This is a genomic window from Streptomyces sp. SID5469 (genome assembly GCF_009862865.1).
GTDB classification, from domain to species: Bacteria; Actinomycetota; Actinomycetes; order Streptomycetales; family Streptomycetaceae; genus Streptomyces; species Streptomyces avermitilis.
The window spans coordinates 3,773,697-3,799,954 of the sequence record NZ_WWIN01000001.1 but is presented as its reverse complement, the minus strand read 5'-3'; the positions used below and the strand labels follow the sequence as shown (position 1 = coordinate 3,799,954).

General features: G+C 69.9%; 24 protein-coding genes and 1 riboswitch. Of the genes, 15 read left to right on the top strand and 9 right to left on the bottom strand.

Annotation, left to right across the window (positions count from 1 at the left end; translation table 11 throughout):
• Positions 1 to 66: 66 nt before the first annotated feature.
• Entirely contained in the window at positions 67 to 798 is a 732-nt protein-coding gene (locus tag GTY58_RS15960; RefSeq protein ID WP_010984471.1) for a M50 family metallopeptidase, read from the bottom strand.
• A 106-nt stretch (positions 799 to 904) separates the two neighbouring features.
• On the opposite strand from GTY58_RS15960, the gene GTY58_RS15955 reads away from it, so the two are divergent.
• From GTY58_RS15955 to GTY58_RS15910, 10 genes are all read left to right on the top strand, one after another.
• Positions 905 to 1,744, top strand: coding sequence for an SOS response-associated peptidase (locus GTY58_RS15955; RefSeq protein ID WP_010984470.1), 840 nt, complete (start codon positions 905 to 907; stop codon positions 1,742 to 1,744).
• A 1-nt stretch (position 1,745) separates the two neighbouring features.
• A complete protein-coding gene (locus GTY58_RS15950; RefSeq protein WP_010984469.1) occupies positions 1,746 to 2,381 on the top strand; it encodes an alpha/beta family hydrolase in 636 nt (211 codons plus the stop codon).
• A gap of 245 nt (positions 2,382 to 2,626) precedes the next feature.
• On the top strand, positions 2,627 to 3,310 hold the full coding sequence (gene sigR / locus GTY58_RS15945) for an RNA polymerase sigma factor SigR (protein WP_010984468.1): 684 nt from the start codon (positions 2,627 to 2,629) through the stop codon (positions 3,308 to 3,310).
• On the top strand, positions 3,307 to 3,618 hold the full coding sequence (gene rsrA, locus GTY58_RS15940) for a mycothiol system anti-sigma-R factor (RefSeq protein WP_010984467.1): 312 nt from the start codon (positions 3,307 to 3,309) through the stop codon (positions 3,616 to 3,618). Before sigR ends, rsrA begins: the two co-directional genes overlap by 4 nt.
• 193 nt (positions 3,619 to 3,811) lie before the next feature.
• A complete protein-coding gene (locus GTY58_RS15935) occupies positions 3,812 to 5,233 on the top strand; it encodes an HD-GYP domain-containing protein (protein ID WP_037649015.1) in 1,422 nt (473 codons plus the stop codon).
• Positions 5,234 to 5,364: 131 nt separating this feature from the next.
• A complete protein-coding gene (locus tag GTY58_RS15930; RefSeq protein WP_237529343.1) occupies positions 5,365 to 6,558 on the top strand; it encodes an HD domain-containing protein in 1,194 nt (397 codons plus the stop codon).
• 141 nt (positions 6,559 to 6,699) lie between these two features.
• Complete coding sequence (locus GTY58_RS15925) at positions 6,700 to 7,680, top strand: hypothetical protein (RefSeq protein ID WP_010984464.1); 981 nt, start codon at positions 6,700 to 6,702, stop codon at positions 7,678 to 7,680.
• A 73-nt stretch (positions 7,681 to 7,753) separates the two neighbouring features.
• Positions 7,754 to 8,404: a peptide deformylase gene (def, locus tag GTY58_RS15920; RefSeq protein WP_010984463.1), complete on the top strand. Its 651-nt coding sequence runs from the start codon at positions 7,754 to 7,756 to the stop codon at positions 8,402 to 8,404.
• 337 nt (positions 8,405 to 8,741) lie between these two features.
• Entirely contained in the window at positions 8,742 to 9,827 is a 1,086-nt protein-coding gene (gene cyc1 / locus GTY58_RS15915) for an epi-isozizaene synthase (RefSeq protein ID WP_107083301.1), read from the top strand.
• Positions 9,824 to 11,194, top strand: coding sequence for a cytochrome P450 (locus tag GTY58_RS15910; protein ID WP_010984461.1), 1,371 nt, complete (start codon positions 9,824 to 9,826; stop codon positions 11,192 to 11,194). Before cyc1 ends, GTY58_RS15910 begins: the two co-directional genes overlap by 4 nt.
• 100 nt (positions 11,195 to 11,294) lie before the next feature.
• Here the strand turns inward: GTY58_RS15910 and GTY58_RS15905 are convergent, their stop codons facing one another.
• Positions 11,295 to 12,275 carry a helix-turn-helix domain-containing protein gene (locus GTY58_RS15905; RefSeq protein WP_010984460.1) on the bottom strand — a complete coding sequence of 327 codons (981 nt, stop codon included), beginning with the start codon at positions 12,273 to 12,275 and terminating at the stop codon, positions 11,295 to 11,297.
• A 94-nt stretch (positions 12,276 to 12,369) separates the two neighbouring features.
• Between GTY58_RS15905 and GTY58_RS39630 the strand changes: the two genes are divergently transcribed.
• Positions 12,370 to 12,576 (top strand): hypothetical protein, encoded by a 207-nt coding sequence (locus GTY58_RS39630; protein ID WP_042493129.1) that lies wholly within the window; start codon positions 12,370 to 12,372, stop codon positions 12,574 to 12,576.
• Here the strand turns inward: GTY58_RS39630 and GTY58_RS15900 are convergent.
• The 6 genes from GTY58_RS15900 to GTY58_RS15875 form a co-directional block, all read right to left on the bottom strand.
• Positions 12,537 to 12,992 carry a hypothetical protein gene (locus GTY58_RS15900; protein WP_037649009.1) on the bottom strand — a complete coding sequence of 152 codons (456 nt, stop codon included), beginning with the start codon at positions 12,990 to 12,992 and terminating at the stop codon, positions 12,537 to 12,539. The two genes, GTY58_RS39630 and GTY58_RS15900, sit on opposite strands and share 40 nt — an antisense overlap.
• Positions 12,993 to 13,140: 148 nt before the next feature.
• Positions 13,141 to 14,154, bottom strand: a complete 1,014-nt coding sequence (locus GTY58_RS15895; protein ID WP_037649006.1) for a ribonucleotide-diphosphate reductase subunit beta — start codon at positions 14,152 to 14,154, stop codon at positions 13,141 to 13,143.
• Complete coding sequence (locus GTY58_RS15890) at positions 14,154 to 16,535, bottom strand: ribonucleoside-diphosphate reductase subunit alpha (protein WP_010984456.1); 2,382 nt, start codon at positions 16,533 to 16,535, stop codon at positions 14,154 to 14,156. Before GTY58_RS15890 ends, GTY58_RS15895 begins: the two co-directional genes overlap by 1 nt.
• 145 nt (positions 16,536 to 16,680) lie before the next feature.
• Positions 16,681 to 16,774, bottom strand: a riboswitch (cobalamin riboswitch).
• 196 nt (positions 16,775 to 16,970) lie between these two features.
• Positions 16,971 to 18,599, bottom strand: coding sequence for a sodium:solute symporter family protein (locus GTY58_RS15885; protein WP_037649004.1), 1,629 nt, complete (start codon positions 18,597 to 18,599; stop codon positions 16,971 to 16,973).
• Positions 18,596 to 18,850 (bottom strand): DUF3311 domain-containing protein, encoded by a 255-nt coding sequence (locus tag GTY58_RS15880; protein ID WP_010984454.1) that lies wholly within the window; start codon positions 18,848 to 18,850, stop codon positions 18,596 to 18,598. Before GTY58_RS15880 ends, GTY58_RS15885 begins: the two co-directional genes overlap by 4 nt.
• Before the next feature lie 236 nt (positions 18,851 to 19,086).
• Positions 19,087 to 19,851 (bottom strand): GntR family transcriptional regulator, encoded by a 765-nt coding sequence (locus tag GTY58_RS15875; protein WP_010984453.1) that lies wholly within the window; start codon positions 19,849 to 19,851, stop codon positions 19,087 to 19,089.
• A 416-nt stretch (positions 19,852 to 20,267) separates the two neighbouring features.
• Here GTY58_RS15875 and GTY58_RS15870 point away from each other — a divergent pair, with 416 nt between their 5' ends.
• From GTY58_RS15870 to GTY58_RS15855, 4 genes are all read left to right on the top strand, one after another.
• Complete coding sequence (locus GTY58_RS15870) at positions 20,268 to 21,548, top strand: extracellular solute-binding protein (RefSeq protein ID WP_037649001.1); 1,281 nt, start codon at positions 20,268 to 20,270, stop codon at positions 21,546 to 21,548.
• 115 nt (positions 21,549 to 21,663) lie between these two features.
• Positions 21,664 to 22,653 (top strand): sugar ABC transporter permease, encoded by a 990-nt coding sequence (locus tag GTY58_RS15865; RefSeq protein ID WP_010984451.1) that lies wholly within the window; start codon positions 21,664 to 21,666, stop codon positions 22,651 to 22,653.
• Positions 22,650 to 23,492 carry a carbohydrate ABC transporter permease gene (locus GTY58_RS15860; RefSeq protein ID WP_010984450.1) on the top strand — a complete coding sequence of 281 codons (843 nt, stop codon included), beginning with the start codon at positions 22,650 to 22,652 and terminating at the stop codon, positions 23,490 to 23,492. Before GTY58_RS15865 ends, GTY58_RS15860 begins: the two co-directional genes overlap by 4 nt.
• Before the next feature lie 8 nt (positions 23,493 to 23,500).
• Entirely contained in the window at positions 23,501 to 25,105 is a 1,605-nt protein-coding gene (locus tag GTY58_RS15855; protein ID WP_010984449.1) for a glycoside hydrolase family 3 protein, read from the top strand.
• 92 nt (positions 25,106 to 25,197) lie between these two features.
• Here the strand turns inward: GTY58_RS15855 and nagB are convergent, their stop codons facing one another.
• A complete protein-coding gene (gene nagB / locus GTY58_RS15850; RefSeq protein WP_010984448.1) occupies positions 25,198 to 25,983 on the bottom strand; it encodes a glucosamine-6-phosphate deaminase in 786 nt (261 codons plus the stop codon).
• Positions 25,984 to 26,258: the final 275 nt, after the last annotated feature.

Here is a 26,258-nt window from a genome sequence, read left to right as displayed (position 1 = left end):
TATGCAAGGAGGGGGAAGGGGCGGAAAGCGGCGCGCCGGAGAAGCGGAGAGACACGCGCCGGACCGTCAGACCTCCAGCAGCCAGCGCCCCCCGCCGATCAGCGAGCACAGGGACACCGCGTGGAACAGGAACAGCCACAGTCCGGCCGGCACCCGCGTCAGCCGGGACAGCTGGTCCGCGTCCGAGTCGCCCGCGTTGCCGCGCGACCGCTTGGCCTGGAGTTCGAAGGCCGGGCGTACGCCGCCGATCAGCAGGAACCACACCACCGCGTACGCGAACGCCGCCTGCACCTGGGGACCGGCGAGCCAGGACACCACCACGAACGTGCCGCCCGTCAGCAGCACCGTCAGCGCGCCGTACGCGTTGCGGATCATCACCAGCATCGCTATCAGCAGGACGGTGGCCAGCCACAGCAGCGCGGTGATGTGGCCCGCGGCGAGCAGCGCGGCGCCGCCGAGGCCGAGAAGCGGGGGAGCGGTGTAGCCCGCGGCCGCGGTCAGGATCATGCCCAGGCCGTGCGGCTTGCCGCGGCTGACCGTGAGGCCGCTGGTGTCGGAGTGCAGCCGTATGCCGGTGAGGGTGCGGCCGGTCAGCAGCGCGATCAGACCGTGGCCGCCCTCGTGCGCGATGGTGATCGCGTTGCGGGAGAGGCGCCAGACGTTGTGCGGGACGATCACGGCGAGCGCGGCGACCATGGTCGCGATCACGACCCACAGGTCGGGGTCCGGCTGGCTGCCGAAGACCTGGTCCCAGAGGTCGGTCAACGAGCTCAGCGAGGTCGATGCGGTGCTGTCCATTGTTCTGCGGTGGCTCCCTCTGGAGGCAGTCGACAGGGGCTTGCGCGTAGCGCAATCGTTGAGGAGCGGTGGGCGGGTGGCGGGTGGGCCTGGCAGTCTGGCACGTATGTGCGGACGGTATGCAGCGAGTCGTGGGCCCGAGGATCTCGCAGGAGTCTTTGAGGTCGAGAAGTGGGAGCCGGAGGAAAGCCTGGCGCCCGATTTCAATGTGGCCCCGACCAAGGACGTCTACGCCGTCCTCGACCGCCCCCTCAAGGACGCCGACACCGCGTCCACGAGTTCCTCCGTCCCGGGCCGGCCGGTTCGCCAGCTGCGCAAGCTCAAGTGGGGCCTGGTCCCCTCCTGGTCCAAGACGCCCGAGGGCGGCGCCCGGATGATCAACGCGCGCGCGGAGACCGTGCACGAGAAGCCGTCGTACCGGCGCGCCTTCGCCGCCCGGCGCTGCATCCTGCCCGCCGACGGTTATTACGAGTGGGTGACCGGTTCGCAGGAGCGCGAGCTGGAGGTCGAGGGCAGGAAGAAGCGCCCGCGCAAGCAGCCGTACTTCGTGCTCCCCGCCGACGGGTCGGTCTTCGCGATGGCCGGTATCTACGAGTTCTGGCGGGACAGGACCCTGCCCGACGACCATCCGGGGGCCTGGTGGGTGACGTGCTCGGTGATCACGACGGAGGCGGAGACCAGCCCCCTGGCGGTGGCCCCGGCCGAGGGGCCGTACGCGCTCGCCGACATCCACCCGCGCATGCCCCTGATGCTCACCCCGGACCGCTGGGACGCCTGGCTGGACCCGGCCCGCACGGACACCGACGACCTCCGCGAGCTGCTCGCCCCACCGCCTGCCGGGCTGATGCGCGCGTACCCCGTCTCCACGGCCGTCAGCAATGTCCGCAACAACGGGCCGGAGCTGCTCAAGGAGCTGGAGGGGCCCGAAGAGGGCACACTCTTCTGACATGGCGGAGATCACCGAGCTCATCGAGACCGACGCGGGTACGGCGCGCATCACCTGGCACAAGGCGAGGAAGGCCAGCCTCGTGCTCGCCGTCAGCCATGGGGCCGGCGGTGGCATCGAGGCGCGTGATCTTCAGGCGCTCGCGCGGGTGCTGCCCGGGCACGGGGTGACCGTCGCGCTCGTCGAGCAGCCCTGGCGGGTGGCCGGGAAGAAGGTGGCGCCCGCGCCGAAGACGCTGGATGTGGGGTGGCGGGGGCTGTGGCCGGCGGTCGCGAAGGCCGGGCTGCCCGTGATCGCCGGCGGGCGGAGCGCCGGTGCCCGGGGCGCCTGCCGGACCGCGACGGAACTCGGCGCCGCCGCCGTCCTCGCCCTCAGCTTCCCGCTGCACCCGCCCGGCAAGCCCGAGAAGTCCCGCGCCGACGAACTGCTCGGCGCCGGGGTGCCCACACTCGTCGTGCAGGGCGGCAACGACCCGTTCGGGAAGCCGGAGGAGTTCCCGAACGGATCATACGAACTGGTCGAGGTGCCGTACGGCGATCATGGTTTCGCCGTCCCCAAACGGGCGCCCCTCGGCCAGGAGCAGGCCCTGGCGATCATCACGGACCGTGTTGTGGAGTGGACCGCGTCACTCGGGTAGGGCCCGGGAATGCGGTGTGGCTGACTGCTGTTGTGGCGAACAGAGAGTGTTCATCGTTCGTACGAGAGGAAGTCCGCCGCATGGGTTCGACCTTCTGCCCGAGCCGAAGCAGCGCCCGTGACCTGGAGTGGTCGGTGCTGCACGCGGCGAAGACCGCCCCGATTCGGGCGGCGGCCGGACCGGATCGTCGTCTATCCTCCGATTCGAGTGGGACCGGTTTCGGTCCTGCCACATCGCTGGAGGAGGTGGGTCCGGTCACTGGGACCGACGCAGGGACCGACAACGGCCAGGCGGAGCAGCCCGAGGGCCAGGGCACGAGCACGGAGTCGACCGCCGAGCGCAGCGCGCGCTTCGAGCGGGATGCGCTCGAATTCCTCGACCAGATGTACTCGGCCGCCCTGCGCATGACGCGCAACCCGGCCGATGCCGAGGACCTGGTGCAGGAGACGTACGCGAAGGCGTACGCGTCCTTCCACCAGTTCCGTGAGGGCACCAACCTCAAGGCGTGGCTGTACCGCATCCTGACGAACACCTTCATCAACTCGTACCGCAAGAAGCAGCGCGAACCCCAGCGCAGCGCGGCCGAGGAGATCGAGGACTGGCAGCTGGCACGCGCCGAGTCGCACATGTCGACCGGTCTGCGCTCCGCGGAGTCGCAGGCGCTCGACCACCTGCCCGACTCGGACGTCAAGTCAGCGCTGCAGGCGATCCCCGAGGAATTCCGCATCGCCGTCTATCTCGCGGATGTAGAGGGCTTTGCGTACAAGGAGATCGCGGACATCATGGGGACACCCATCGGTACGGTGATGTCCCGGCTGCACCGGGGCCGCCGTCAACTGCGCGGCATGCTCGAGGACTACGCCCGTGACCGCGGACTGGTCCCGGCCGGCGCCGGAGAGTCGAACGAAGCGAAAGGCTCGGGCTCATGAGCTGCGGAGAGCCGCACGAGACGGATTGCAGTGAGGTCCTCGACCATCTCTACGAGTTCCTCGACCATGAGATGCCGGACTCGGACTGCACCAAGTTCGAGGTGCATTTCGAGGAGTGCTCTCCGTGCCTGGAGAAGTACGGGCTCGAGCAGGCCGTGAAGAAGCTGGTCAAGCGCTGCTGCGGCCAGGACGACGTGCCGACCGACCTGCGTGCCAAGGTCATGGGCCGGATCGATCTGATCCGCTCCGGACAGACGGTGCCCGAGCACGACGTGACCGCCGCCCCGGCGACACCCCAGGAGTCGTGAACGCGCCTGCCCGTTCGGGCAGGCGCCGGGTTCATCACCCGAACGTGCTAATCCGCGGGTCGTAGACCCGCGGATTCGCTGGTTGCGGCCCCCGCGCCACCCCCACCCCTCTAGGCTCCGGAGCCTGAAAGGGGCATGACCGGGCAAGCGAGGCACGGGTTCGGGGAGGGGCGCCATGGGGGCTGTGCGGGCCATGGGGTCGGTTCCGGCACGGGGACGCGTGTACGTCCTCTGCACCGCCGTCGCCGCCCTGGCCTGCCTCGCTCCGGCGGCGACCGTCCGCGTTCCGTGGTGGGTGGTCGCGCTGCTCGCCGGGCTCTACGCCGGCTGCGAGCAGATCACGTTTCCCCGCGTCCGGCCCGGTCGCGGGGAGGTGAGCGGCGGCACCGGAGGGGACGGCTCCCGGCCGGCCGGCCGCCGGGTGCCCGCCGGTATGGGCACCCTCTTCCCCGTCCTGCTCGCCGGGGCCTTTCTGCTGCCGCCGTCGGCCGCCGCACTGGTGCCGCTGCCCGGGGCCCTGCTCGCCCGGGTCGAGCGGCGACCGCGGTGGCTGCGCCGGATCTGGCACGCGGCCCAGCTGGCCCTCTGCACCTGGGCGGCGTCCCGGGCACACGGGGCGCTGGGCGGGCGGGCCGCGGTCGCCTCCCCCGACTTCCCGTACGCGCTCGTGCCCGCCGGGGCCGCCGTGCTGGCGTTCTGCGCCGTGCTGACCGCGCTCGACGGGGGGATCCTGGCCCTGGCCGAGCGGGTGCCCGTGCGCGGTGCCTGGCGGGGCCTGTTCCCGCGCTCCCTCGCACCCGTCGCCGTGCACGGCCTTGCCGGGCTGATGATGGCGGTGCTGTGGCGCAGTCCGTACGGTCCGGTGGCCGCGCTGCTCGTGCTGCTGCCGATGTACGTGTCCTGCTGGGTGTTCGCGCAGTACCACCGGGAGCGGGCCGCCCATCAGGCCACGATCCGCGCGCTGGTGCAGGCCGTCGACATCAAGGACGGGTACACCCGCGGACACAGCGAGCGGGTCGGCCAGGCGTCGATGATGATCGCGCGCGAGCTGGGCATGGACGACGAGCGCGCCGAGGTGCTGCGCTTCGCCGGGATCCTGCACGACGTGGGCAAACTCGGGGTGCCCACGCGGCTGCTGCGCAAGGACGGGCCGTTGACGCCCGAGGAGCGGCGGATCATCGAGCTGCATCCCGAGTACGGGCACGAGATGGTGCGCGGGATCGGGTTCCTGGGGGAGGCGCGGTCCGCGATCCTGCATCACCATGAGCGGCTGGACGGAAGCGGGTATCCGTACGGGTTGACCGGGGCCCAGATCCCGGAGTTCGCCCGGGTGGTGGCCGTGGCGGACGCCTTCGACGCGATGACGTCGACGCGGTCGTACCGGCGGGCGCGGCCGGTGGCCGCGGCGCTGGAGGAGCTGGAGCGGTGTGCGGGGGCGCAGTTCGATCCGGTGATGGTGGGGGCGTTGGTGCGGGCGTTGGGGCGGCAGGGGTGGCATCCGGCGGTGACCGCGGACGAGAACGTACCGCCAGGCGTCTGCCCACCCGCCCCACCTGTTTCCAGCCGACTGGAAAGCCGGAGCCACCGAAACGGCGTCGGCGGGGGCGGGGCGTGAGCGGGCCGGAGAGGTCCGAGGGGTCCGAGGGGCCGGAGAGGCAGGGGCTGCCAGGGCAGCGGCAGACGTACGTTCCGGGGGCCGTCCGGGGACGGCCTGCCCGGGTTCTCGTCCTCGCCCACGGGGGCGCCCTGCTGCTGGGCGCCGCGGCCCTTGCCGACACCCTCTGGCACGGGGTCGACCGGCCCGGTGACGCCCTCGCCTTCGGGCTGCTCGTCGCCGTGGGGGAGCTGGCCCGCTGGAGCGGGGCCGGAGAACGGGCGTCGGCGCCGCTCGGCGCGGCCGGGGCGCTCGCCTACGCACTGCTCGGGGAGAACGCCGGGCACCCGACCCATCACGGCGCCCTCCAGGTCGTCGCCGTCGTCGTCGCCGCGGCCCTCCTCGGCTGTGTCCCCCACGTGGCCCGGGGCGGCCCCACCGCCGACCACCTCACCCGCCGCGTCCTCACCGTCGGATTCGCCGCCCTCTGCTTCCAACCCCTCTACGAGCGGGGCCGGTTGCACGAGTGGGGCGGCCCCGCCCACGCCCTGCTCCTCGTCGCCCTGCTGCTGCTCACCGCTCTGTGCGACGCGCTGCTCGCCGCGGTCATGGCACACTCCCGCACCCGCTGGCCGTTCGGCCCCCTGCTCCGCGACGAGCTGCGCGCCATGCTCGGCATCGGCTCCGCCGTGTGCGCGACCGGGGCCGTGATGTCGCTCGCCGTCGCCGTCGTGGGTCTCTGGGCCCTGCCCGTCTTCTCCCTGCCGCTCCTCCTCACCCAGTTCTCCTTCCGGCGCTACGCGGCCGTCCGGGTCACATACACGCAGACGATCGCCTCCCTCGCACGCGCGACCGAGATCGCGGGCTGCACCCCCGCCGGCCACGCCCGGCGCGTGGCCGTGCTCAGCCGGGCGGTCGGGCGGGAGCTCGGGTTGTCCGGGCCGGAACTGACCGTGCTGGAGTACGCGGCCCTGATGCACGACATCGGCCAGCTGAGCCTGGTCGATCCGGTGCCCGCCGGGGCCACCGCCGTGCTCTCCGCCGACGAGCAGCGGCGCATCGCGCTCCTCGGCGGTGCCGTCGTGCGGCAGACCGGGGTGAACGCCGAGGTGGCGGTGGTGGTGGAGCGGCAGGCCGACCCGTACCGGGAGCAGCCGGTGAGTGCCAGGATCGTACGGGCCGTGAACGCGTACGAGGAGATGGTTCGGGCAGCAGGTCCCGGAGGGCCGCTCACGGCCTTGGAGAAACTGCGGCTGGGCACCGCCCGCGACTATCAGCCGGAGGTCGTGGAATCCCTGGCCAGAGTGCTGTCGAGAGACGGTCTGACCTTGCCTTCGGCTGGGTAACCCATGGGTAATGAGCGCCCGTCCGACGGGACGTGGTTGGATGCGAGGGAGAGCGTGTTCGGGGGCGCAGGCCGGCCCATGGCCGTACTGACTTCAAAGGACCGGCAGGCGGGAAGCGCAAGGAACTGGCAGGCGGGAATCGTGAGGATCTTCGGCAAGGGACGGCACCGGCCCTCCGCCTCATGGCGGCAGGCCACCGACCGGGCGTTCACACTGATCGGCGACGGCCGGTACGAGGACGCGGGCGCGCTGCTGACGCGTGCGGCCGACCTGGAGCCGTGGCTGTCGGAGTCCTGGTTCAACCTGGCCCTGCTGCACAAGTTCCGGCACGACTGGGAGCAGGCGCGGGCGGCCGGGCTCAGGGCCGTGGCGCTCCTCGACCGCGAGACCGGCGCACCTGACTGGTGGAACGTCGGGATCGCCGCGACCGCCCTCCAGGACTGGCCGCTGGCCCGCCGTGCCTGGCAGGCGTACGGGCTGCGGGTGCCGGGCGGCGCCACCGCCTCCGGCGAACCCGTCGGGATGGACCTGGGCAGTGCGGCCGTACGCCTGTCGCCCGAGGGCGAGGCCGAGGTCGTCTGGGGGCGGAGGCTGGATCCGGCGCGCATCGAGGTGCTGTCGATTCCGCTGCCCTCCTCCGGGCGGCGCTGGGGCGAGGTCGTCCTGCACGACGGGGTGCCGCACGGGGAGCGGACGACCGCCGCCGGGCACGCGTACCCCGTGTTCGACGAGATCGAGCTGTGGGCGCCGTCGCCCGTGCCGACCTGGGTGGTGCTGCTGGAAGCGGCCACCGAGGACGACCGGGACGCACTGGAGCAGCTCGCGGCCGACGCGGGCTTCGCCGCCGAGGACTGGTCCTCGTCCGTGCGGCTGCTGTGCCGTATGTGCTCCGAGTCCCGGATGCCGTCCGACGAGGGCGACGGCGAGCACCTCGACCCGCACGACCACAGCGAACCGGGGCACCCGGGCCCCCTCGGCCACCGCACCGACGGGCAGCTGTGGGTGCCCGAGCGGGAGTGCGGCATCGCGGCGCCCGCCGCCCTCGTGCGCGGCCTGCTCGACGGCTGGGTCGCCGACAGCCCGGACTCGCGCGGCTGGCGGGATCTCGAAGAGGTCTGCTGAACGGCCCCCACCGGTCCCCGTAGGCTGTATGCGCACCACTCTCATGGAATTCGCAGGAAGGCGTACGTCGGTCATGGCGCAGCAGGACACCGATCAGCAGCACACCGGGGTGCTCCCCGTGGACGACGACGGCTTCGTCATCGACGCCGAGGACTGCGAGGAGCGCGAGGCGGCCTACCGCGAGCGCGGCACCTCGCGACCGATCACGGTCGTCGGCAACCCCGTGCTGCACAAGGAGTGCAAGGACGTCACCGACTTCGGCGCCGAGCTGGAGCAGCTGGTGGCCGACATGTTCGCCAGCCAGCGCACCGCCGAGGGCGTGGGCTTGGCCGCCAACCAGATCGGCGTCGACCTGAAGGTCTTCGTCTACGACTGCCAGGACGACGAGGGCACCCGGCACGTCGGTGTGGTCTGCAACCCCAAGCTCGTCGACCTGCCCGCCGACCGGCGCCGCCTGGACGACAGCAACGAGGGCTGCCTCTCCGTGCCCACCGCGTACGCGCCGCTCGCCCGCCCCGACTACGCCGAGGTCACCGGTCAGGACGAGAAGGGCAACCCGATCAAGGTGCGGGGCACCGGCTACTTCGCGCGCTGCCTCCAGCACGAGACGGACCACCTGTACGGCTACCTGTACATCGACCGGCTCTCCAAGCGCGAACGCAAGGACGCCCTGCGGCAGATGGCCGAGAACGAGCCCCGCTACCCCGTGGTCGCGAACGACTGAGCGAGGTTGCGAACGGCTGAGCGTGGTCGCGAACGACTGAGACAGAAAATGACAGCCGGGGCCTGAGCGTCCCGCACGAACGGCGTCTGGCCGGGGCCCTCCCGACCAGGCGTCGTTCGTATGTGCGTCGCACGTTCGATCCCTTGTGCTCGTTGAATGATCCATAATCAGTCACAGATGGGGGGATTCTCGGCACCAAAGGGTAGTGACTGGAGTAAATCCGTTCCCAGGACGGTCAGTTGTAGTGCTGAATGGAATGCGCGGGGATACGCAACGGCGCGCGCCCGGCACGGCGGGAGGGGTGTAGCGCCAACTGGCGGCTGAGAGGGGTTTGTTCGTGCCTGCTTTCCCACACAGCACTTCACCGACAACGACCGTGATCGCGGTTCCACCGGCGCTCTCTCTACCGGTGATCGAGACGGATTTTCCCCGTCAACTGCATCCGTATTGGCCCCGGCTTCAGGAGAAGACCCGATCCTGGCTGCTGGAAAAGCGCCTCATGCCGGCGGACAAGGTCGAGGAATATGCCGACGGACTGTGCTACACGGACCTCATGGCGGGCTACTACATCGGCGCCCCCGACGAGGTCCTCCAGGCGATAGCGGACTACAGCGCGTGGTTCTTCGTCTGGGACGACCGCCACGACCGGGACGTCATCCACCGTCGGGCCACCGCCTGGCGGCAGCTCCGGTTCCAGCTGCACACGGCACTCGACTCCCCCCGGGATCATCTGCACCACCGGGATCCCCTGGTGGCCGGGTTCGCGGACAGTATGGTGCGGCTGTACTCGTTCCTCGGCAAGAAGTGGAACGCGCGGTTCGCGTGCCACTTCCACGCGGTGATCGAGGCGTACGACCGGGAGTTCCACAACCGCACCCGGGGCATCGTCCCCACCGTCGAGGAGTACCTCGAACTGCGGCGGCTCACCTTCGCGCACCGGATCTGGACCGACCTGCTGGAGCCGAGTGCGCGCCACGAAATTCCGGCCGGCGTGCGGGAACACCCCGGATATCGGCGGGCCGCGCTGCTGAGCCAGGAATTCGCCGCCTGGTACAACGACCTGTGTTCACTTCCCAAGGAAATCGCGGGTGACGAGGTCCATAATCTCGGCATCAGTCTCATTCATCACGAGGGACTGACACTCGAAGAAGCCGTCACAGAAGTCCGGCGACGAGTGGAGGAATGCATTGCGGAATTCCTCGTCGCCGAAAAGGAGGCGGTGCACCTCGCCGACGGCCTCGCCGACGGAACCCGGGCGGGCCATGAATTGAGCGACGCCGTGAAGGCGTGCGTCGCCAATATGCGGAACTGGTTCAGCACCGTGTACTGGTTCCACCACGAGTCCGGCCGGTACCGGGTCGACAGCTGGGACGACCGCTCGACACCCCCGTACGTCAACAACGAAGCGGCAGGTGAGAAATGACCCTCGAATCGGTGAAACCCGAAGCACCGGAGGCACCACAGCTGCGCAACCCGCCCCTCGCCGGGGGCGGCATCCCGGGCCTCGGCCACGGCTGGAAACTGGCGCGCGACCCCCTGGGCTTCCTGGCCCAGCTGCGCGACCACGGCGACATAGTCCGGCTCAAACTGGGCCCCAAGACGATGTACGCGGTCACCACGCCGGCGCTCACCGGGGAGCTCGCGCTGAGCCCCGACTACGAGATCGGCGGACCCCTGTGGGAGTCCCTCGAAGGGCTGCTCGGCAAGCACGGGGTCGCCACCGCCAACGGGCCGACGCACCGGCGTCAGCGGCGGACGATCCAGCCCGCGTTCCGGCTCGACATCATCCCCGAGTACGGGCCGATCATGGAGGAGGAGGCGCGGGCGTTCGCGGCGCGCTGGCAGCCGGGGGAGATCATCGACTGCACATCGGAGTCGTTCCGGGTCGCCGTGCGCATCGCGGCCCGTTGTCTGCTGCGCGGCCATTACATGGACGAGCGGGCGGAGCGGCTGAGCATCGCGCTCACGACGGTGTTCCGGGGCATGTACCGGCGCATGGTGATCCCGGCCGGGCCGCTCTATCGGCTGCCGCTTCCGGCCAACCGCAAATTCGACCGCGCACTGGCCGATTTGCATCTTCTGGTGGACGAGATCGTCGCCGAGCGCCGGGCATCCGGTCAAAAGCCGGACGATTTGCTGACGGCATTGCTGGAGGCGAAGGACGACAATGGCGACCCCATCACGGAACAGGAGATCCACGACCAAGTCGTCGCCATACTCACCCCCGGCAGTGAAACCATCGCATCCACGATCATGTGGCTCCTGCAAGTCCTCACGGAACACCCGGAACATGCGGCCAAGGTGTGTGCGGAGGTCGAATCCGTCACGGGTGACCGGACCGTTGCATTCGACGACGTCCGGAAGCTTTCGCACACGAACAATGTGGTCGTGGAGGCGATGCGGCTGCGCCCCGCCGTATGGATATTGACGCGGCGGGCGGTGACCGAAACCGAACTCGGCGGGTATCGCATTCCGGCCGGTGCCGACATCGTGTACAGCCCGTACGCGATCCAGCGCGACCCCCGCTCGTACGCGGAGCACCTGGAGTTCGACCCCGACCGCTGGCTTCCGGAGCGCTCCAAGGACCTCCCGAAGTACGCGATGCGCCCGTTCAGCCTGGGCAACCGCAAGTGCCCGAGTGACCACTTCTCGATGGCCCAGCTCACCCTCATCACGGCGACGGTGGCCGCCAAGTGGCGCTTCGAGCAGGTGTCCGAGTCGAGCGACGCGACGCGCGTCGGCATCACGCTGCGCCCCCACCGGCTGCTGCTGAAGGCCATACCGCGCTGAACGCCCCGGGGTGCACCCTCGTTGCCTCGCCAGGAGGTGTGCGGGGGCGCACCCCGCGTTCATGGACCGGACCCGTCCGACCGGGAGTCCTGCCCGACCGTCACCCGGCGAGACCGAGCGGCCCCGTGGCCGGTCCCCGGAACGTACGCCGGTACGCGTTCGGGGTCGTCCCCAGCGACCGGACGAACTGATGGCGCAGGGCGGCCGCGGTCCCGAATCCGGTCCGGCCCGCGATCGCGTCCATCGTCTCGTCCGTCACCTCCAGCAACCGCTGGGCCAGCAGCACACGTTGGCGCAGGATCCAGCGGTACGGAGTCGTGCCCGTCTCCTGCTGGAAGCGGCGGGCGAAGGTGCGCGGGGACATGTGCGCGCGGGCCGCCAGCTGTTCGACGGTGACCTCCTCGTCGAGGTGCTGCTCCATCCACACCAGCACCTCGCCGACCGTGTCGCAGGGGGAGCGGGGCAGCGGCCGCTCGATGTACTGGGCCTGGCCGCCGTCGCGGTGCGGCGGCACCACCATGCGGCGGGCGATGGCGTTGGCGACCTCGGGGCCCTGCTCCTTGCGGACGATGTGGAGGCAGGCGTCGATCCCGGCGGCCGTACCGGCCGAGGTGATGACGGGGTCCTCGTCGACGTACAGCACGTCCGGCTCGACGATCGCCTTCGGGTACTGCCGGGCGAGTTCGTCCGCGTGGTGCCAGTGCACGGCGCAGCGCCGCCCGTCGAGGAGCCCGGCCGCGCCCAGCACGAAGACGCCGGAACAGACGCTGAGCAGCCGGGCACCGCGGTCGACCGCGCGGCGCAGGGCGTCGAGCAGTTCGGGTGGATAGCCGCGGGAGACATAGGAGTTCCCGGCGGGCAGGGTGATGAGGTCGGCCGTCTCCAGCCGTTCCAGGCCGTGCTCCGTGCGCAGCGAGAACCCCGCGTGCGTGCGCAGGGTCGGGCCCTCGGCGGACGCGACCGCGAACTCGTACACGGGCAGGCCCTCGTCGCTGCGGTCGATGCCGAACACCTCGCAGACGACGCCGAGTTCGAAGGGATGCACGCCGTCGAGCAGGACGGCGACCACGTTGGTGAGCATGCTGCCAGTGTGCCGTAGAGCTGGCAGTAATTCGAGGGTCTACGGCAGTCCTGCCACTGACAGGTAAGGAGTGATCGGCGCGACAGTGGTGTCCATGAACGCACTCATGGACAACCTCGCCGGAATACTGACCGTCCTCGTCATCTTCGTGGTGCTGGCCCTCCCCGCACTGATCGGCCTCGCCCACGAAAGGCGGATCGACCGTCAGCTCAGGGAGGCGGCCGGCCGCTCCCACCGGGAGGCCGGTCCGCCGCAGCGGCCTCAGGCCTTCGTCACCACCACCGTCACCGTCCACTCCTGAAGGCCCTTGCACGACGCCCTGGCCGGGTCGGTGACGCACAGCGGGCGGGACGAGGTGAGCCGTGCCTTCCCGGCCGAGACCGCCCTGAAGGCGGAGACGGCGTCGCCCGGCTGGAGGACGATGCCGCTGTTGGTGGCTTCGAGACCGCCGCCACTGACGGCGACGGGCTGCCAGGGCCTGTCGCGGGTGCCGTCCAGGCTGAGGCGGATCACACCGCCCGTCGGCACACAGACCGTACGGCCGCTGTCGGCGGCGCTCAGCTCCGTCTGTGCCGTACAGCCTTCGCCGGTCGTCGAGGGGGACGGGGACACGGTGCCGCTGCCGCCCGGGCCGCTTCCGTTCTGCGTGCCGCAGCCCGCGAGGACGAGCGTCAGTGTCGCGAGGGCGATCGTCCGGTGGTGGGTCGTTCGGCGCATGGCGTGGCCTCCTTGCCGCTTGGACGTGTCACCCGTGCACCAGGATCCACTCACCGAAGGTCTTCCGGGTGCGGCCGGAGGGCGGGACATGACGACGCCGGGCCGCGTGTGCGGCCCGGCGTCGTCCGGTGCTGAGCGGGCTGAACCGTCAGAAGTCCTCGTCGAGGTCGACCGTGCCCTCCACCGCGACCTGGTACGCGGACGCGCGCCGCTCGAAGAAGTTGGTCAGCTCCTGGACGCCCTGGAGCTCCATGAAGGAGAACGGGTTCTCGGAGCCGTACACCGGCGCGAAGCCGAGGCGCTGGAGGCGCTGGTCGGCGACGCACTCCAGGTACTGCCGCATCGACTCGGTGTTCATGCCCGGCAGGCCGTCGCCGCACAGGTCGCGCCCGAACTGGAGCTCCGCCTCGACGGCCTCCCGCAGCATGTCGGTGACCTGCTGCTGAAGCTCGTCGTCGAAGAGCTCCGGCTCCTCCTTGCGGACGGTGTCGACCACCTCGAACGCGAAGGACATGTGCATCGTCTCGTCACGGAACACCCAGTTGGTGCCGGTGGCGAGACCGTGCAGCAGACCCCGGCTGCGGAACCAGTAGACGTACGCGAAGGCGCCGTAGAAGAAGAGGCCCTCGATGCACGCGGCGAAGCAGATCAGGTTGAGCAGGAAACGGCGGCGGTCGGCCTTCGTCTCCAGCCGGTCGAGCTTCTCGACCTCGTTGATCCACTTGAAGCAGAACTCGGCCTTCTCACGGATGGACGGGATGTTCTCGACGGCCGCGAAGGCCGCCGTCCTGTCCTCGGGGTCGGGCAGATAGGTGTCGAGCAGCGTCAGATAGAACTGAACGTGCACGGCTTCCTCGAAGAGCTGACGGCTCAGGTAGAGCCGCGCCTCGGGGGAGTTGATGTGCTTGTACAGCGTCAGCACCAGGTTGTTCGCGACGATCGAGTCGCCCGTCGCGAAGAACGCGACCAGGCGGCCGATCAGGTGCTGCTCGGCAGGCGTCAGCTTCGCGAGGTCGGCGACGTCCGAGTGGAGGTCGACCTCCTCGACGGTCCAGGTGTTCTTGATCGCGTCCCGGTAGCGCTCGTAGAAGTCCGGGTAGCGCATGGGGCGCAGGGTGAGTTCGAAGCCCGGGTCGAGCAGGTTCTTGGTTTCGCTGGACATCACTGGCAGGCCTCGCAGGACTCGGGGTTCTCAAGGGAGCAGGCGACGGCGTCGGGCTCGGACACCTGCTGGACGGGGATGGTCTTCTCGGGCTGTGCCTGGGCCTGGGCGGCGCGGGCGATGCGGGTCGCCGGGCGGGAGCGCAGGTAGTACGTCGTCTTCAGGCCCGACTTCCAGGCGTACGCGTACATCGAGGAGAGCTTGCCGATGGTCGGCGTCTCCAGGAACAGGTTCAGCGACTGGGCCTGGTCCAGGAACGGGGTCCGGGCCGCGGCCATGTCGATGAGCCCGCGCTGCGGGATCTCCCACGCCGTGCGGTACAGATCGCGGACGTCCTGCGGGACCCAGGTGAAGCCCTGCACCGAGCCACCCGACTCGCGCAGCGCCTCCCGGGTCTGCGCGTCCCACACGCCGAGCTGCTTCAGTTCGTCCACCAGGTAGGAGTTGACCTGGAGGAACTCGCCGGACAGCGTCTCGCGCTTGAACAGGTTGGAGACCTGCGGCTCGATGCACTCGTAGACACCCGCGATGGACGCGATGGTGGCGGTGGGGGCGATGGCGAGCAGGAGGGAGTTGCGCATGCCCACGGCGGCGATGCGTTCCCGCAGGGCCGCCCAGCGCTCGGGCCAGGTCAGCTCGACGTCGAAGTGGTCGGGGTGCAGCACGCCACGGGCGGTACGGGTCTTCTCCCAGGCGGGCAGCGGTCCGTTGCGCTCGGCGAGGTCGGCGGACGCCTCGTACGCGGCGAGCATGATGCGCTCGGCGATGCGCGTGGAGAGCGCCTGGGCCTCGGGCGAGTCGAAGGGCAGCCGCAGCTTGAAGAAGACGTCCTGGAGGCCCATCGCGCCCAGGCCCACCGGACGCCACCTGGCGTTGGAGCGGCCGGCCTGCTCGGTCGGGTAGAAGTTGATGTCGACGACCCGGTCGAGGAAGGTCACGGCGGTGCGGACGGTGGCGTCGAGGCGCTCCCAGTCGATGTCCCGGCCGACCACGAACGCGCCCAGGTTCACCGAACCGAGGTTGCAGACCGCCGTCTCCCCGTCGTCCGTGACCTCCAGGATCTCGGTGCACAGGTTCGAGGAGTGGACGACGTGGCCCGGCTCCGCCGTCTGGTTGGCGGTGCGGTTGGCGGCGTCCTTGAAGGTCATCCAGCCGTTGCCGGTCTGCGCGAGGGTGCGCATCATGCGGCCGTACAGGTCGCGGGCCGGGATGGTCTTCTTGGCGAGGCCCGCCTCCTCGGCCTTGCGGTACGCGGCGTCGAACTCGTCGCCCCACAGGTCGACCAGCTCGGGCACGTCGGCCGGGGAGAACAGCGACCAGACGCCGTTCTCGTTGACCCGGCGCATGAACTCGTCCGGGATCCAGTGCGCCAGGTTCAGGTTGTGCGTACGCCGGGCGTCCTCACCGGTGTTGTCGCGCAGCTCCAGGAACTCCTCGATGTCGGAGTGCCAGGTCTCCAGGTAGACCGCGGCCGCGCCCTTGCGCCGGCCGCCCTGGTTCACCGCGGCGACCGAGGCGTCGAGGGTCTTCAGGAACGGGACGATGCCGTTGGAGTGCCCGTTCGTGCCGCGGATCAGGGAGCCCCGCGAGCGGATCCGGCTGTACGAGAGGCCGATGCCGCCCGCGTGCTTGGAGAGCCGGGCCACCTGGTGGTAGCGGTCGTAGATGGAGTCCAGCTCGTCCAGCGGGGAGTCGAGGAGGTAGCAGGACGACATCTGCGGGTGCCGCGTACCGGAGTTGAAGAGCGTGGGGGAGGAGGGGAGGTAGTCCAGGCGGCTCATCAGCCCGTACAGGGCGGCCACTTCGTCGACGGCGTGCGAGGTGTCGTCCTCGGCGAGGCCGGAGGCGACCCTGAGCATGAAGTGCTGCGGGGTCTCGATCACGCGCCGGGTGATCGGGTGCCGCAGCAGATAGCGGCTGTGCAGGGTGCGCAGCCCGAAGTAGCCGAAGCGGTCGTCGGCGCCGGTGTCGATCAGCGCGTCCAGGCGAGCGGTGTGCAGCCGTACGAAGTCGGCGGTGCGGTCGGCGACAAGGCCCTCGCGGTGCCCGACCGTGATCGACGCGGAGAACGACGTGACGCCCTGTGAGGCGGCCTCCTCGGCGATGCTGATGGTCAGCAGCCGGGCGGCCAGCCGCGAGTACGCGGGGTCCTCGGAGATGAGACCCGCGGCCGCCTCGGTGGCCAGCTCGCGCAGCTCCGCTTCGTCCGCCCGGGCGGACCGGCCGCGCAGAGCGGCGGCGGCGACCCGGCCGGGGTCGGCGTCGGGGAGGTCGGCGGTGAGGTCGGTCAGGGTCCGCAGCAGCGCGGTACCGGGACCGTCCGTCTCCGCCGATGTCACCGACGTTGTCACTGAAGCCGGATCGGCTGGCGCGATGGTCACGTGGGGCTCTCCCTCGCTCGGCACGGGGCCTGTTGGAGGGCAGCAGGGCGCACGGCACGGCAGGCACGCGCGCGTCCACCGGCCCACTCCGCGAGGCCCGGACGTCATGGCACCCGGGCCGGTCGGCCGGGGCGCGCTGTCGACAGGTCCTCGGACTGAAGCGAGCACGTGGCAGCGAAATACGCGAACACGCACAAGTACACCGTTGCGGGACAGTTCCGGATTCGCACCGGATTCCCCTGCGGCGACAGCGAGCATGAGCATACATCTTGTGCCGGGCCCCGGTGGCACCCCCACATCTTGTGTCCCGTCGGTGCCGGAGAGGTACGACGACGGGCCGCCGGATTTCCCGGCGGCCCGTGTCATGTGCCCGTGTACCTACATACCTACGCATCTAGGCGCCTGCGCACGCACCTACGACTCGGTGCGTCGCGCTCAGTGCGTGGCGCCCGCCGTGGCCGGCGGCAGTTCCACCTCGACGCCCGGGTCGCCGGCGTCCGCCGTGTAGTCCTCCGGCGAGGTCTCGTCGATGCCGTCGGGGGCCTTGAGGGCCTTCAGGGCGAAGGTGAGGACCACGGTGACCACCACGTTCAGCACGAACGCCGTCAGGCCGATGTAGCCGATCTCCCCGATCCCCGGGATCTCCTTCGAGCTGCCGCCGAAGTGCTTCTGGGTCGGGGACGCGACGCCGTACGCGGCCAGCGTGCCGTACACCATGCCGACCGCCCAGCCCGCGAGCAGCGCCCAGCGGTGGAACCAGCGGGTGAACAGCCCGCCGACCAGGGCCGGGAAGGTCTGCAGGATCCAGATGCCGCCGAGCAGCTGGAAGTTGATCGCCACCGTCTTGTCCATCGTCAGGACGAAGACCAGCGCGCCCACCTTCACCAGCAGCGACACGAGCTTGGAGACCTTGGTCTCCTGCGCCGGGGTCGCGTCCGGCTTGATGAAGTCCTTGTAGATGTTGCGGGTGAAGAGGTTCGCGGCCGCGATCGACATGATCGCCGCCGGGACCAGCGCGCCGATGCCGATCGCCGCGAAGGCGACGCCCGCGAACCAGTCCGGGAACATCGTCTCGAACAGCTGCGGGATGGCCAGCTGCCCGTTCTGGACCTTGATGCCGGCCGCGATGGCCATGAAGCCGAGCAGCGCGAGCAGGCCCAGCATCAGGGAGTAGAGCGGCAGGATCGTGGTGTTGCGGCGGATCACGTCACGGCTGCGCGAGGACAGCGTCGCCGTGATCGAGTGCGGGTACATGAACAGCGCCAGGGCGGAGCCCAGCGCCAGCGTCGCGTACGTCCACTGGCCCGCCTCGGCCGGTGCGAGCGCCCCGCGCGGTTTGCCGGTCGCCGGGTTGGTCTGGGAGAACGCCTCGCCCGCCTTGGCGAAGATGTCGTCGAAGCCGCCCAGCTTGATCGGGATGTAGATGATCGCGACCGCGATGACGAGATAGATCAGCCCGTCCTTCACGAACGCGATGAGGGCGGGGGCGCGCAGCCCCGAGGAGTACGTGTACGCGGCCAGGACGCCGAAGGCGATCAGCAGCGGCAGGTCCTTGACGAACCAGTTGGTGCCCTCGCCGCCGCCCACGCCCATGACGTCGAGGACGGCCTGGATGCCGACCAGCTGGAGCGCGATGTACGGCATGGTCGCCAGGATGCCGGTGACCGCCACCGCCAGGGACAGGCCCTTCGAGCCGAACCGGCCGCGCACGAAGTCGGACGTCGTCACATATCCGTGCTTGTGCGACACCGACCAGAGGCGGGGCAGGAAGGTGAAGATCAGCGGGTAGACGAGGATCGTGTACGGCACCGCGAAGAAGCCCGCCGCGCCCGCCGCGTAGATCGCCGCCGGTACGGCGACGAAGGTGTACGCCGTGTAGAGGTCGCCGCCGAGCAGGAACCAGGTGACCCAGGTGCCGAACGACCGGCCGCCCAGACCCCATTCGTCCAGGCTGTGCTCGTTCTCGGCCTTGCGCCACCGTGCCGCCAGGAAGCCCAGCACGGTGACGGCCAGGAAGAAGAAGACGAAGACGCCGAGGGCGACTCCGTTCACACCGTCCTTCACTGCCCCTCACCTCCCTTGCGGGCGCGCTGGTCGCGCTGCCACAGCTGGTACGCGGTCATGGTGAGCGCCGTGGAGATGAGCACCCACAGCATCTGGTACCAGTAGAAGAAGGGGATGCCTATGAAGGTCGGGTCGACCTTCGCGTAGGAACCGACCCACAGCATCGCCACGAACGGGGCGATCAGACAGAGGGCGATGACCACCCGGACCGGTGTCACCACCGGTGGTTTCACTTCAGGCGTTTCGGACATGCCACGGCTCCGTCCCTTCGCTGATCACCTGTGCAACGCGCAGGAAATCTAAGCGACGGTTCCGCTTTATGGAACCCCCGTCCGCATAACGGATGTGACGTACTGCTCATCGGCAACGAAAGGCCGTGCGAAAGGCCGTGGGGAAGGCCGCGCGAAAGGCCGCGCGAAAGGCCGCGCCGAAGACCGCGCGGGACACCGCCTCCTGACGGCCCGTGCGCACTGCGGGCGCCTCGGCCTCAGTCCTGGGGGCGCTTGAGTCTCGCCACGAACTTGTAGCGGTCCCCGCGGTACACCGACCGCACCCACTCCACCGGCCGGCCGTCCTTGTCCAGCGAGTGCCGCGAGAGCATCAGCATGGGCAGGCCGACGTCGGTGCCCAGCAGTCCGGCCTCGCGCGGGGTGGCCAGCGAGGTCTCGATGGTCTCCTCGGCCTCGGCGAGACGGACGTCGTAGACCTCGGCGAGCGCGGTGTAGAGCGACGTGTACTTGACCAGCGACCTGCGCAGCGCGGGGAAGCGCTTGGCGGACAGATGGGTCGTCTCGATGGCCATCGGCTCGCCGCTGGCCAGGCGCAGCCGCTCGATGCGCAGCACGCGGCCGCCCGCGGTGATGTCGAGCAGCCCGGCGAGGGTGTCGTCCGCGGTGATGTAGCCGATGTCCAGGAGCTGCGAGGTCGGTTCGAGACCCTGGGCGCGCATGTCCTCGGTGTACGAGGTGAGTTGCAGCGCCTGGGAGACCTTCGGCTTGGCGACGAACGTGCCCTTGCCCTGGATGCGCTCCAGGCGGCCCTCGACGACCAGCTCCTGGAGGGCCTGGCGGACGGTCGTGCGGGAGGTGTCGAACTCGGCGGCCAGCGTGCGCTCGGGCGGCACGGGTGTGCCGGGCGGCAGCGTCTCCGTCATGTCGAGCAGGTGCTTCTTCAGGCGGTAGTACTTGGGCACACGCGCGGTACGGATGGGTGCCCCGCCCTCGTTCTCCGCACTGCTGACGTCGGTGCTCATGCTCTGCCTTCCCGGCTCCGGGTGCCGAAGCGGCCGACCTGTCCGATCGGCCACGGCTCACATCGTGGCACGGCCTTGTGTACGGGTGTCCCGCGAGGATCCTCCGCACGCTCCGTGATCCCCTCTATATACCGTCGGGGTCCCTGTTGGTCTAGTCCACCGCGCTGAAGTGGTCCACCCTGGTGCGCCTGGTCGGACCTGCCCGCTCTGCGGCTTACCTACTTAAAGGTCCTTGCATATGTAGGTCCCGTAACGGACGCCGGATGCGCCCCGAACTCCCTTGACAGGCCTATTGGTCTGGGCCAAGCTCCCCGTACTGGTCTACACCATTGGTCCAGGTCCCGGCCCCGCTCGAGTACTGGCCCTAGGTCACCGCGGTGGGCAGGGGGGTTTGTGGCATCCCTGAGGAGGGTGGCGTGAAGCGCAAGCTGATAGCCGCGATCGGTATCGCGGGCATGATGGTCTCCATCGCGGCGTGCGGGGACAACAAGTCCGGGGGGTCGGACAAGGGCGCGGACGCCAAGGAGCTCACCGTCTGGCTGACGGTGGACGCGCAGAACAACTGGCCGGCGCTGGTCAAGGCCGCCGACGCCGCGGTGCAGAAGAAGCACCCCGGCATCAAGATCAAGCACGAGTACTACGGCTGGCCGGACAAGAACACCAAGCTCGACGCGGTCCTCGCCACCGACAAGGCCCCCGACGTGGTCGAGATGGGCAACACCGAGATGCTCGGTTACATGGTCAAGGGTGCCTTCGCCCCCGTCGACGCGTCGAAGTTCGACAACTCCGCCGCCTGGCTGGACGGCCTCAAGGCCTCGGTCACCTACGACGGCAAGACCTACGGCGTCCCGTACTACGCCGGCGGCCGGGTCGCCAACTGGCGCAAGGACGTCGCCGCTTCGGTCGGTGTGAAGACACCCCCGAAGACCTACAAGGAGCTCACCGCCGCCCTGGGCAAGATCCAGAAGAAGCAGGGCAGCAAGTTCAGCGCCTGGTACCAGCCCACCCGCGACTGGTACGCCGCGATGTCCTTCGTGTACGACGCCGGCGGCTCCATCGCGGTCGAGTCGGGCGGCCAGTGGAAGGGCAACCTCTCCTCGCCCGAGTCGGTCAAGGGCCTCACGGAGTTCAAGAAGGTCGTCGACACGTACATGCACGGCGACAAGACCAAGGACGAGTCCGACCGTTACATCGTGTACGGCCAGGGCAAGTCCGCCATGATCTTCGGCGCCGCCTGGGAGGGCGCGACCTCCGAGGACCCGAAGAACGACAAGACCGGCAAGCTCAAGGGCAACCTCGAGAACTTCGTGATGCCCGGCCCGTCCGGCAAGAACATCCCCGTCTTCCTCGGCGGCTCCGACCTCGCGATCCCGGTGAAGTCGAAGGCGCAGGGCGTCGCCGCCGAGTGGATCAACGCGCTCACCGGCGCCAAGGGCCAGAAGGGCCTGATGGCCAAGGGCAACCTGCCCAACAACAAGACCGACCTCGCGACGCTGAAGAACGACCCGGCGACCGAGGTCCCGGCCACCGCGGCCGAGTCCAACTGGTTCGTCCCGATGGCGCCGGGCTGGGGCCAGGTCGAGAAGGCCCAGGTCCTGCAGAAGATGCTGCAGAACATCGGCACCGGCAAGAAGTCGGTCGAGGCCGCCGCGAAGGAAGCGGACGCCGCGATCGACAAGGTCATCAACACCAAGTGACCTGAGAGCGGGGCCCTGTCGGGGACGGGGCCCCGCTCCTCGTACGACCACGGGGCGCGGCCGGCCGAGGGGCCCTGCTCCCCGTACGACCTGAGGGACCGCTGAGGAGCGCGCGATGAGTGCCGCAGACACGACCACCCCCGCCAAGGTGCCGCCACCTCGGCAGGCACCCCCGCCACCCGCCGTCCCACGGAAGCCGGGCAGAACGCGGACCTCGAAGGACACCGCCGTCCCCTGGGCCCTGCTGGCGCCCTGCCTGCTGATCCTCGCGCTGGTCCTCGGCTATCCGCTCGTGCGCCTGGTCACCCTCTCCTTCCAGAAGTTCGGCCAATCCCAGCTCTGGGGCTTCCAGCCGCCCGAGTCCGTCGGCTTCGACAACTTCTCCCTGGTGCTCGGTGACGGCGAGTTCTGGGCGGTCGTCGTCCGCACGATCGTCTTCGCGGGCGGCTCGGTCGTCTTCACCATGGTCGTCGGCATGCTGATCGCACTGCTGCTCCAGCGGGTCTCCGGCTGGGTGAAGACGCTCGTCAACATCGTGCTCGTGGCCAGCTGGGGCATGCCGATCATCGTGGCCACCACGGTCTTCAAGTGGCTCTTCGACTCCGACTACGGCGTCTTCAACGCGCTGCTCAGCAAGCTCCCGGGCGTCGACCTCATCGGCCACAACTGGTTCGCCAGCGGTCCGCAGGGCCTCGCCGTGATCATGCTGCTGGTGGTCTGGGGCGCCGTGCCGTTCGTCGTCATCACCCTCAGCGCGGGCCTCACCCAGGTGCCTGCTGAGCTGGAGGAAGCGGCCCGCCTCGACGGAGCGGGCGCGTGGGGCGTCTTCCGCTATGTCACGCTCCCCATCCTCAAGCCGATCATCGTGATGCTCACGACCCTCTCGGTCATCTGGGACATGGGCGTCTTCCCGCAGGTCTTCGTGATGCGCGGCGGCCACCCCGAGGCCGAGTTCCAGCTGCTCACCACCTACTCGTACGACAAGGCGTTCGTGGTCAACGACTACGGGCAGGGCTCGGCGATCGCGCTGCTCACCGTGCTGTTGCTGCTCGGCGTCGTCGCCGTCTACATGCGCCAGATGCTGAAGATCGGAGAGGTCGAATGAGCGCCATCGCCGTTTCGGGGCGTCGCAGGTCAAGGCTCGGCTGGAACCTGCTCGGCCTGCTCGTCTTCGTCACCGCGGGCTTCCCCGTCTACTGGATGCTCAACACGGCGTTCAAGCCCGCGAAGGACGCCATCGACCCGGACCCCAGCCTGCTGCCCACGAGCCCGACCCTGGACAACTTCCACCGGGCCCTCGACATCGCCGACTTCTGGGGCCCGGTCGGCCGCAGTCTGATCGTGTCCCTGTCCGTCGTCGTGATCGGCGTCGTGGTCGGCATGCTCGCGGCACTGGCGATCTCCCGCTTCGCCTTCCGCGGCCGGAAGATCGTGATCGTGGGCATCCTGGCGGTCCAGATGGTCCCCCTGGTCGCCATGATCATCCCGGTCTTCCTCCTCCTGAACGACCTGGGCCAGTACGACAAGCTCACGGGCCTGATCCTCACGTACCTGACCTTCATCCTCCCCTTCACGGTGTGGACGCTGCGCGGCTTCATCGTCAACATCCCGAAGGAGCTGGAGGAGGCGGCCATGGTCGACGGGTGCTCCCGCACGGGCGCCTTCATCCGCGTGGTCTTCCCCCTCCTCGCCCCCGGCATGGTCGCCACCTCGGTCTACGGCTTCATCCAGGCCTGGAACGAGTACCTCTACGCCCTGATGCTGATGAGCCAGGAGAACCAGACCGCCACCGTCTGGCTCGGCAACTTCACCACCAAGCACGGCACCGAGTACGCCCCGATGATGGCCGGTTCCACGCTGATGGCCGTGCCGATCGTCGTGCTCTTCCTCCTCGTTCAGCGCAAGATGGCCGCGGGCCTCACCGCGGGCGCCGTGAAGGGATAACGCCCCCGATGACGACACTCGCCAGTGGTACCGACACCCTGACGCGCGACGCCCTCACCGTCCTCCAGCCCGGCTTCACCGGGACCAGCGCTCCGGACTGGCTGCTGCGCCGCCTGGGCGAAGGCCTCGCCTCGGTCGGACTGTTCGGCCGGAACATCGCCTCGCCCGCGCAACTGGGCCGGCTGACCGCCCAGTTGCGCGCGGAACGCGACGACGTCCTGGTGGCGATCGACGAGGAGGGCGGCGACGTCACGCGCCTGGAGGTGCGGACGGGATCCTCCTTCCCGGGCAATCACGCGCTGGGCGCCGTGGACGACGTCGCGCTGACCCGGGAGGTGGCCTTCGAACTCGGCCGCCGGCTCGCGGAATGCGGCGTCAATCTCAACTGGGCGCCCTCCGCGGACGTGAACTCCAACCCCGGCAACCCCGTCATCGGCGTCCGCTCCTTCGGCGCCGACACGGACCTGGTGGCCCGGCACACGGCCGCCTACGTCACCGGCCTCCAGGCGGCGGGCGTCGCCGCCTGCACCAAACACTTCCCCGGCCACGGAGACACGGCGGTCGACTCCCACCACGCGCTGCCGCGCATCGACGTGGACGCATCGGTCCTGCACGCGCGGGAGCTGGCGCCCTTCCGGGCCGCCATCGCCGCCGGTTCACGCGCGGTGATGAGCGCGCACATCCTGGTCCCCGCCCTCGACCCGGACCGCCCCGCCACCCTGTCCCGCCGCGTCCTCACCGGCCTGCTCCGCGAGGAGCTGGGCTACCAGGGCCTCATCGTCACGGACGGCATGGAGATGCAGGCCATCGCGGGAACGTACGGCATCGAACGGGGCAGCGTCCTCGCCATCGCGGCCGGTGCGGACGCGATCTGCGTGGGTGGCGGCCTCGCGGACGACGAGACGGTACGCCGACTGCGCGACGCCCTGGTCTCGGCGGTGCGCTCGGGCGAACTGGCCGAGGAACGCCTGGCGGACGCGGCGGAACGGGTACGGGCACTGGCCCGGTGGACGGCTTCGGCGTCGGTTTCAGCTCAGGCGTCGGCGGCAGCTTCGGGTTCGGCTCCGGAAGCGGCTTCGGATGCGGCTTCGGCTCCGGGGGGAGTGTCCACCGGCATGGGGGCCGGCGCCGGTCCCGGTTCCGGCGCCGGACATGACATCGGGCTGGTCGCCGCCCGGCGCGCGCTCACGGTGACGTGCTCCGAGGCGTACGAGCCGGTGGGTGAACCTCCCTTCGTCGCCGTCCTCACCCCGGTGGCGAACATCGCGGTCGGTGACGAGACCCCGTGGGGCGTGGCCGCGGAGCTGGCGCGTCTGCTGCCCGGTACGGAGACGGGCAGCTTCGCCGGCGGGGAGGGCGGGAACGGCGAGGACACAGCACCCGCCGCGCTGACCGCCGCGGGCGACCGGCGCATCGTGGCCGTCGTCCGCGACGAACACCGCCATGCCTGGATGGCCTCGGCCCTCGACGCCCTGCTCGCCGCCCGGCCCGACACGATCGTGGTCGAGATGGGCGTCCCCCAGGCCACGCCCCGCGGCGCCCTCCACATCGCGACGCACGGCGCGGCACGGGTCTGCGGCCGGGCGGCGGCGGAGATCATCGCGGGCCACTGAGCCCACGCTTCTCGCCCCGGTCTCTCCCCGGTCGTGCGAAGGCGCCGGTCCCCCTGCCAGGGCCCGGCGCCTTCGCACGACCACCGGCCGGGCTAGATCCCCTGCCAGTCGGGCTTACCGGCGTAGGTGTGCCGGAAGTAGTCCGCCAGCTTCAGCTTGGAGGCGGCCGCGTCGTCCACGACGACGGTCGCGTGCGGGTGGAGCTGAAGCGCCGACGCGGGGCACACGGCGGCCACGGGTCCCTCCACGGTCGCCGCCACCGCGTCCGCCTTGCCCTCGCCCGTCGCCAGCAGCACCAGGTGGCGCGCCTCCAGGATCGTGCCGATGCCCTGCGTGATCACGTGGTGCGGCACCTGCTCGATGTCGCCGTCGAAGAACCTCGCGTTGTCGACCCGGGTCTGCTCGGTCAGCGTCTTGATCCGCGTGCGCGAGGCGAGCGAGGAGCACGGCTCGTTGAACCCGATGTGCCCGTCGGTCCCGATCCCGAGCAGCTGGAGATCGACCCCGCCGGCCGCGGCGAGCGCCTTGTCGTACGCCTCGCACGCACCCTGTACGTCCTCGGCCGTGCCGTCCGGCCCCATGAACGCGTCCATACCGAGCCCGAGTGGTTCGAGCACCTCCCGCCGCAGCACCGACCGGTACGACTCGGGATGCTCGGCCGGCAGCCCCACGTATTCGTCGAGCTGGGCGATCCGCGCCCGCGAGGCGTCCACCGCACCGGACTTCACCTGGGCGGCCAGCGCCTCGTAGATGGGCAGCGGGGTCGAGCCGGTGGCCACGCCGAGCAGGGCCTCGGGCTTGCGTCCGAGCAGCTGAGCCATGGCCTCGGCGATGAGCTCGCCGCCCGCCCTGGCGTCCGGGACGATGACAACTTCCACGCTGGGCCTGCCGATCTGAAGAGGGGGACTCAACTGGGACCCGTAGGAGCATATGTGGTTTAGACCAATCTAGCAGAGCTGTTTCCGCCGGGTGCGGTGAACAAAACCGGCCCCGGCCATGCCCCGAGGGGGCTACGCTGCGTCCGAGCCTTCGGCGGTTGTGGGGCAAGCCGATGTGGGACAGGCGGATGTTGGATAAAGAGACAACAACAAACATCCACCAACGCATGGACATGGGCGCGTGGACGAAGGACCATGGACTCAGGACCGTGGTC

Excerpts from the sequence above, each read along its gene's own strand:
- GTY58_RS15960 (WP_010984471.1), bottom strand. The coding sequence starts at position 798 with ATGGACAGCACCGCATCGACCTCGCTGAGCTCGTTGACCGACCTCTGG.
- GTY58_RS15955 (WP_010984470.1), top strand. The coding sequence starts at position 905 with ATGTGCGGACGGTATGCAGCGAGTCGTGGGCCCGAGGATCTCGCAGGA.
- GTY58_RS15950 (WP_010984469.1), top strand. The coding sequence starts at position 1,746 with ATGGCGGAGATCACCGAGCTCATCGAGACCGACGCGGGTACGGCGCGC.
- rsrA (WP_010984467.1), top strand. The coding sequence starts at position 3,307 with ATGAGCTGCGGAGAGCCGCACGAGACGGATTGCAGTGAGGTCCTCGAC.
- GTY58_RS15935 (WP_037649015.1), top strand. The coding sequence starts at position 3,812 with ATGGGGTCGGTTCCGGCACGGGGACGCGTGTACGTCCTCTGCACCGCC.
- def (WP_010984463.1), top strand. The coding sequence starts at position 7,754 with ATGGCGCAGCAGGACACCGATCAGCAGCACACCGGGGTGCTCCCCGTG.
- GTY58_RS15910 (WP_010984461.1), top strand. The coding sequence starts at position 9,824 with ATGACCCTCGAATCGGTGAAACCCGAAGCACCGGAGGCACCACAGCTG.
- GTY58_RS15905 (WP_010984460.1), bottom strand. The coding sequence starts at position 12,275 with ATGCTCACCAACGTGGTCGCCGTCCTGCTCGACGGCGTGCATCCCTTC.
- GTY58_RS39630 (WP_042493129.1), top strand. The coding sequence starts at position 12,370 with ATGAACGCACTCATGGACAACCTCGCCGGAATACTGACCGTCCTCGTC.
- GTY58_RS15900 (WP_037649009.1), bottom strand. The coding sequence starts at position 12,992 with ATGCGCCGAACGACCCACCACCGGACGATCGCCCTCGCGACACTGACG.
- GTY58_RS15895 (WP_037649006.1), bottom strand. The coding sequence starts at position 14,154 with ATGTCCAGCGAAACCAAGAACCTGCTCGACCCGGGCTTCGAACTCACC.
- GTY58_RS15880 (WP_010984454.1), bottom strand. The coding sequence starts at position 18,850 with ATGTCCGAAACGCCTGAAGTGAAACCACCGGTGGTGACACCGGTCCGG.
- GTY58_RS15875 (WP_010984453.1), bottom strand. The coding sequence starts at position 19,851 with ATGAGCACCGACGTCAGCAGTGCGGAGAACGAGGGCGGGGCACCCATC.
- GTY58_RS15865 (WP_010984451.1), top strand. The coding sequence starts at position 21,664 with ATGAGTGCCGCAGACACGACCACCCCCGCCAAGGTGCCGCCACCTCGG.
- GTY58_RS15860 (WP_010984450.1), top strand. The coding sequence starts at position 22,650 with ATGAGCGCCATCGCCGTTTCGGGGCGTCGCAGGTCAAGGCTCGGCTGG.
- GTY58_RS15855 (WP_010984449.1), top strand. The coding sequence starts at position 23,501 with ATGACGACACTCGCCAGTGGTACCGACACCCTGACGCGCGACGCCCTC.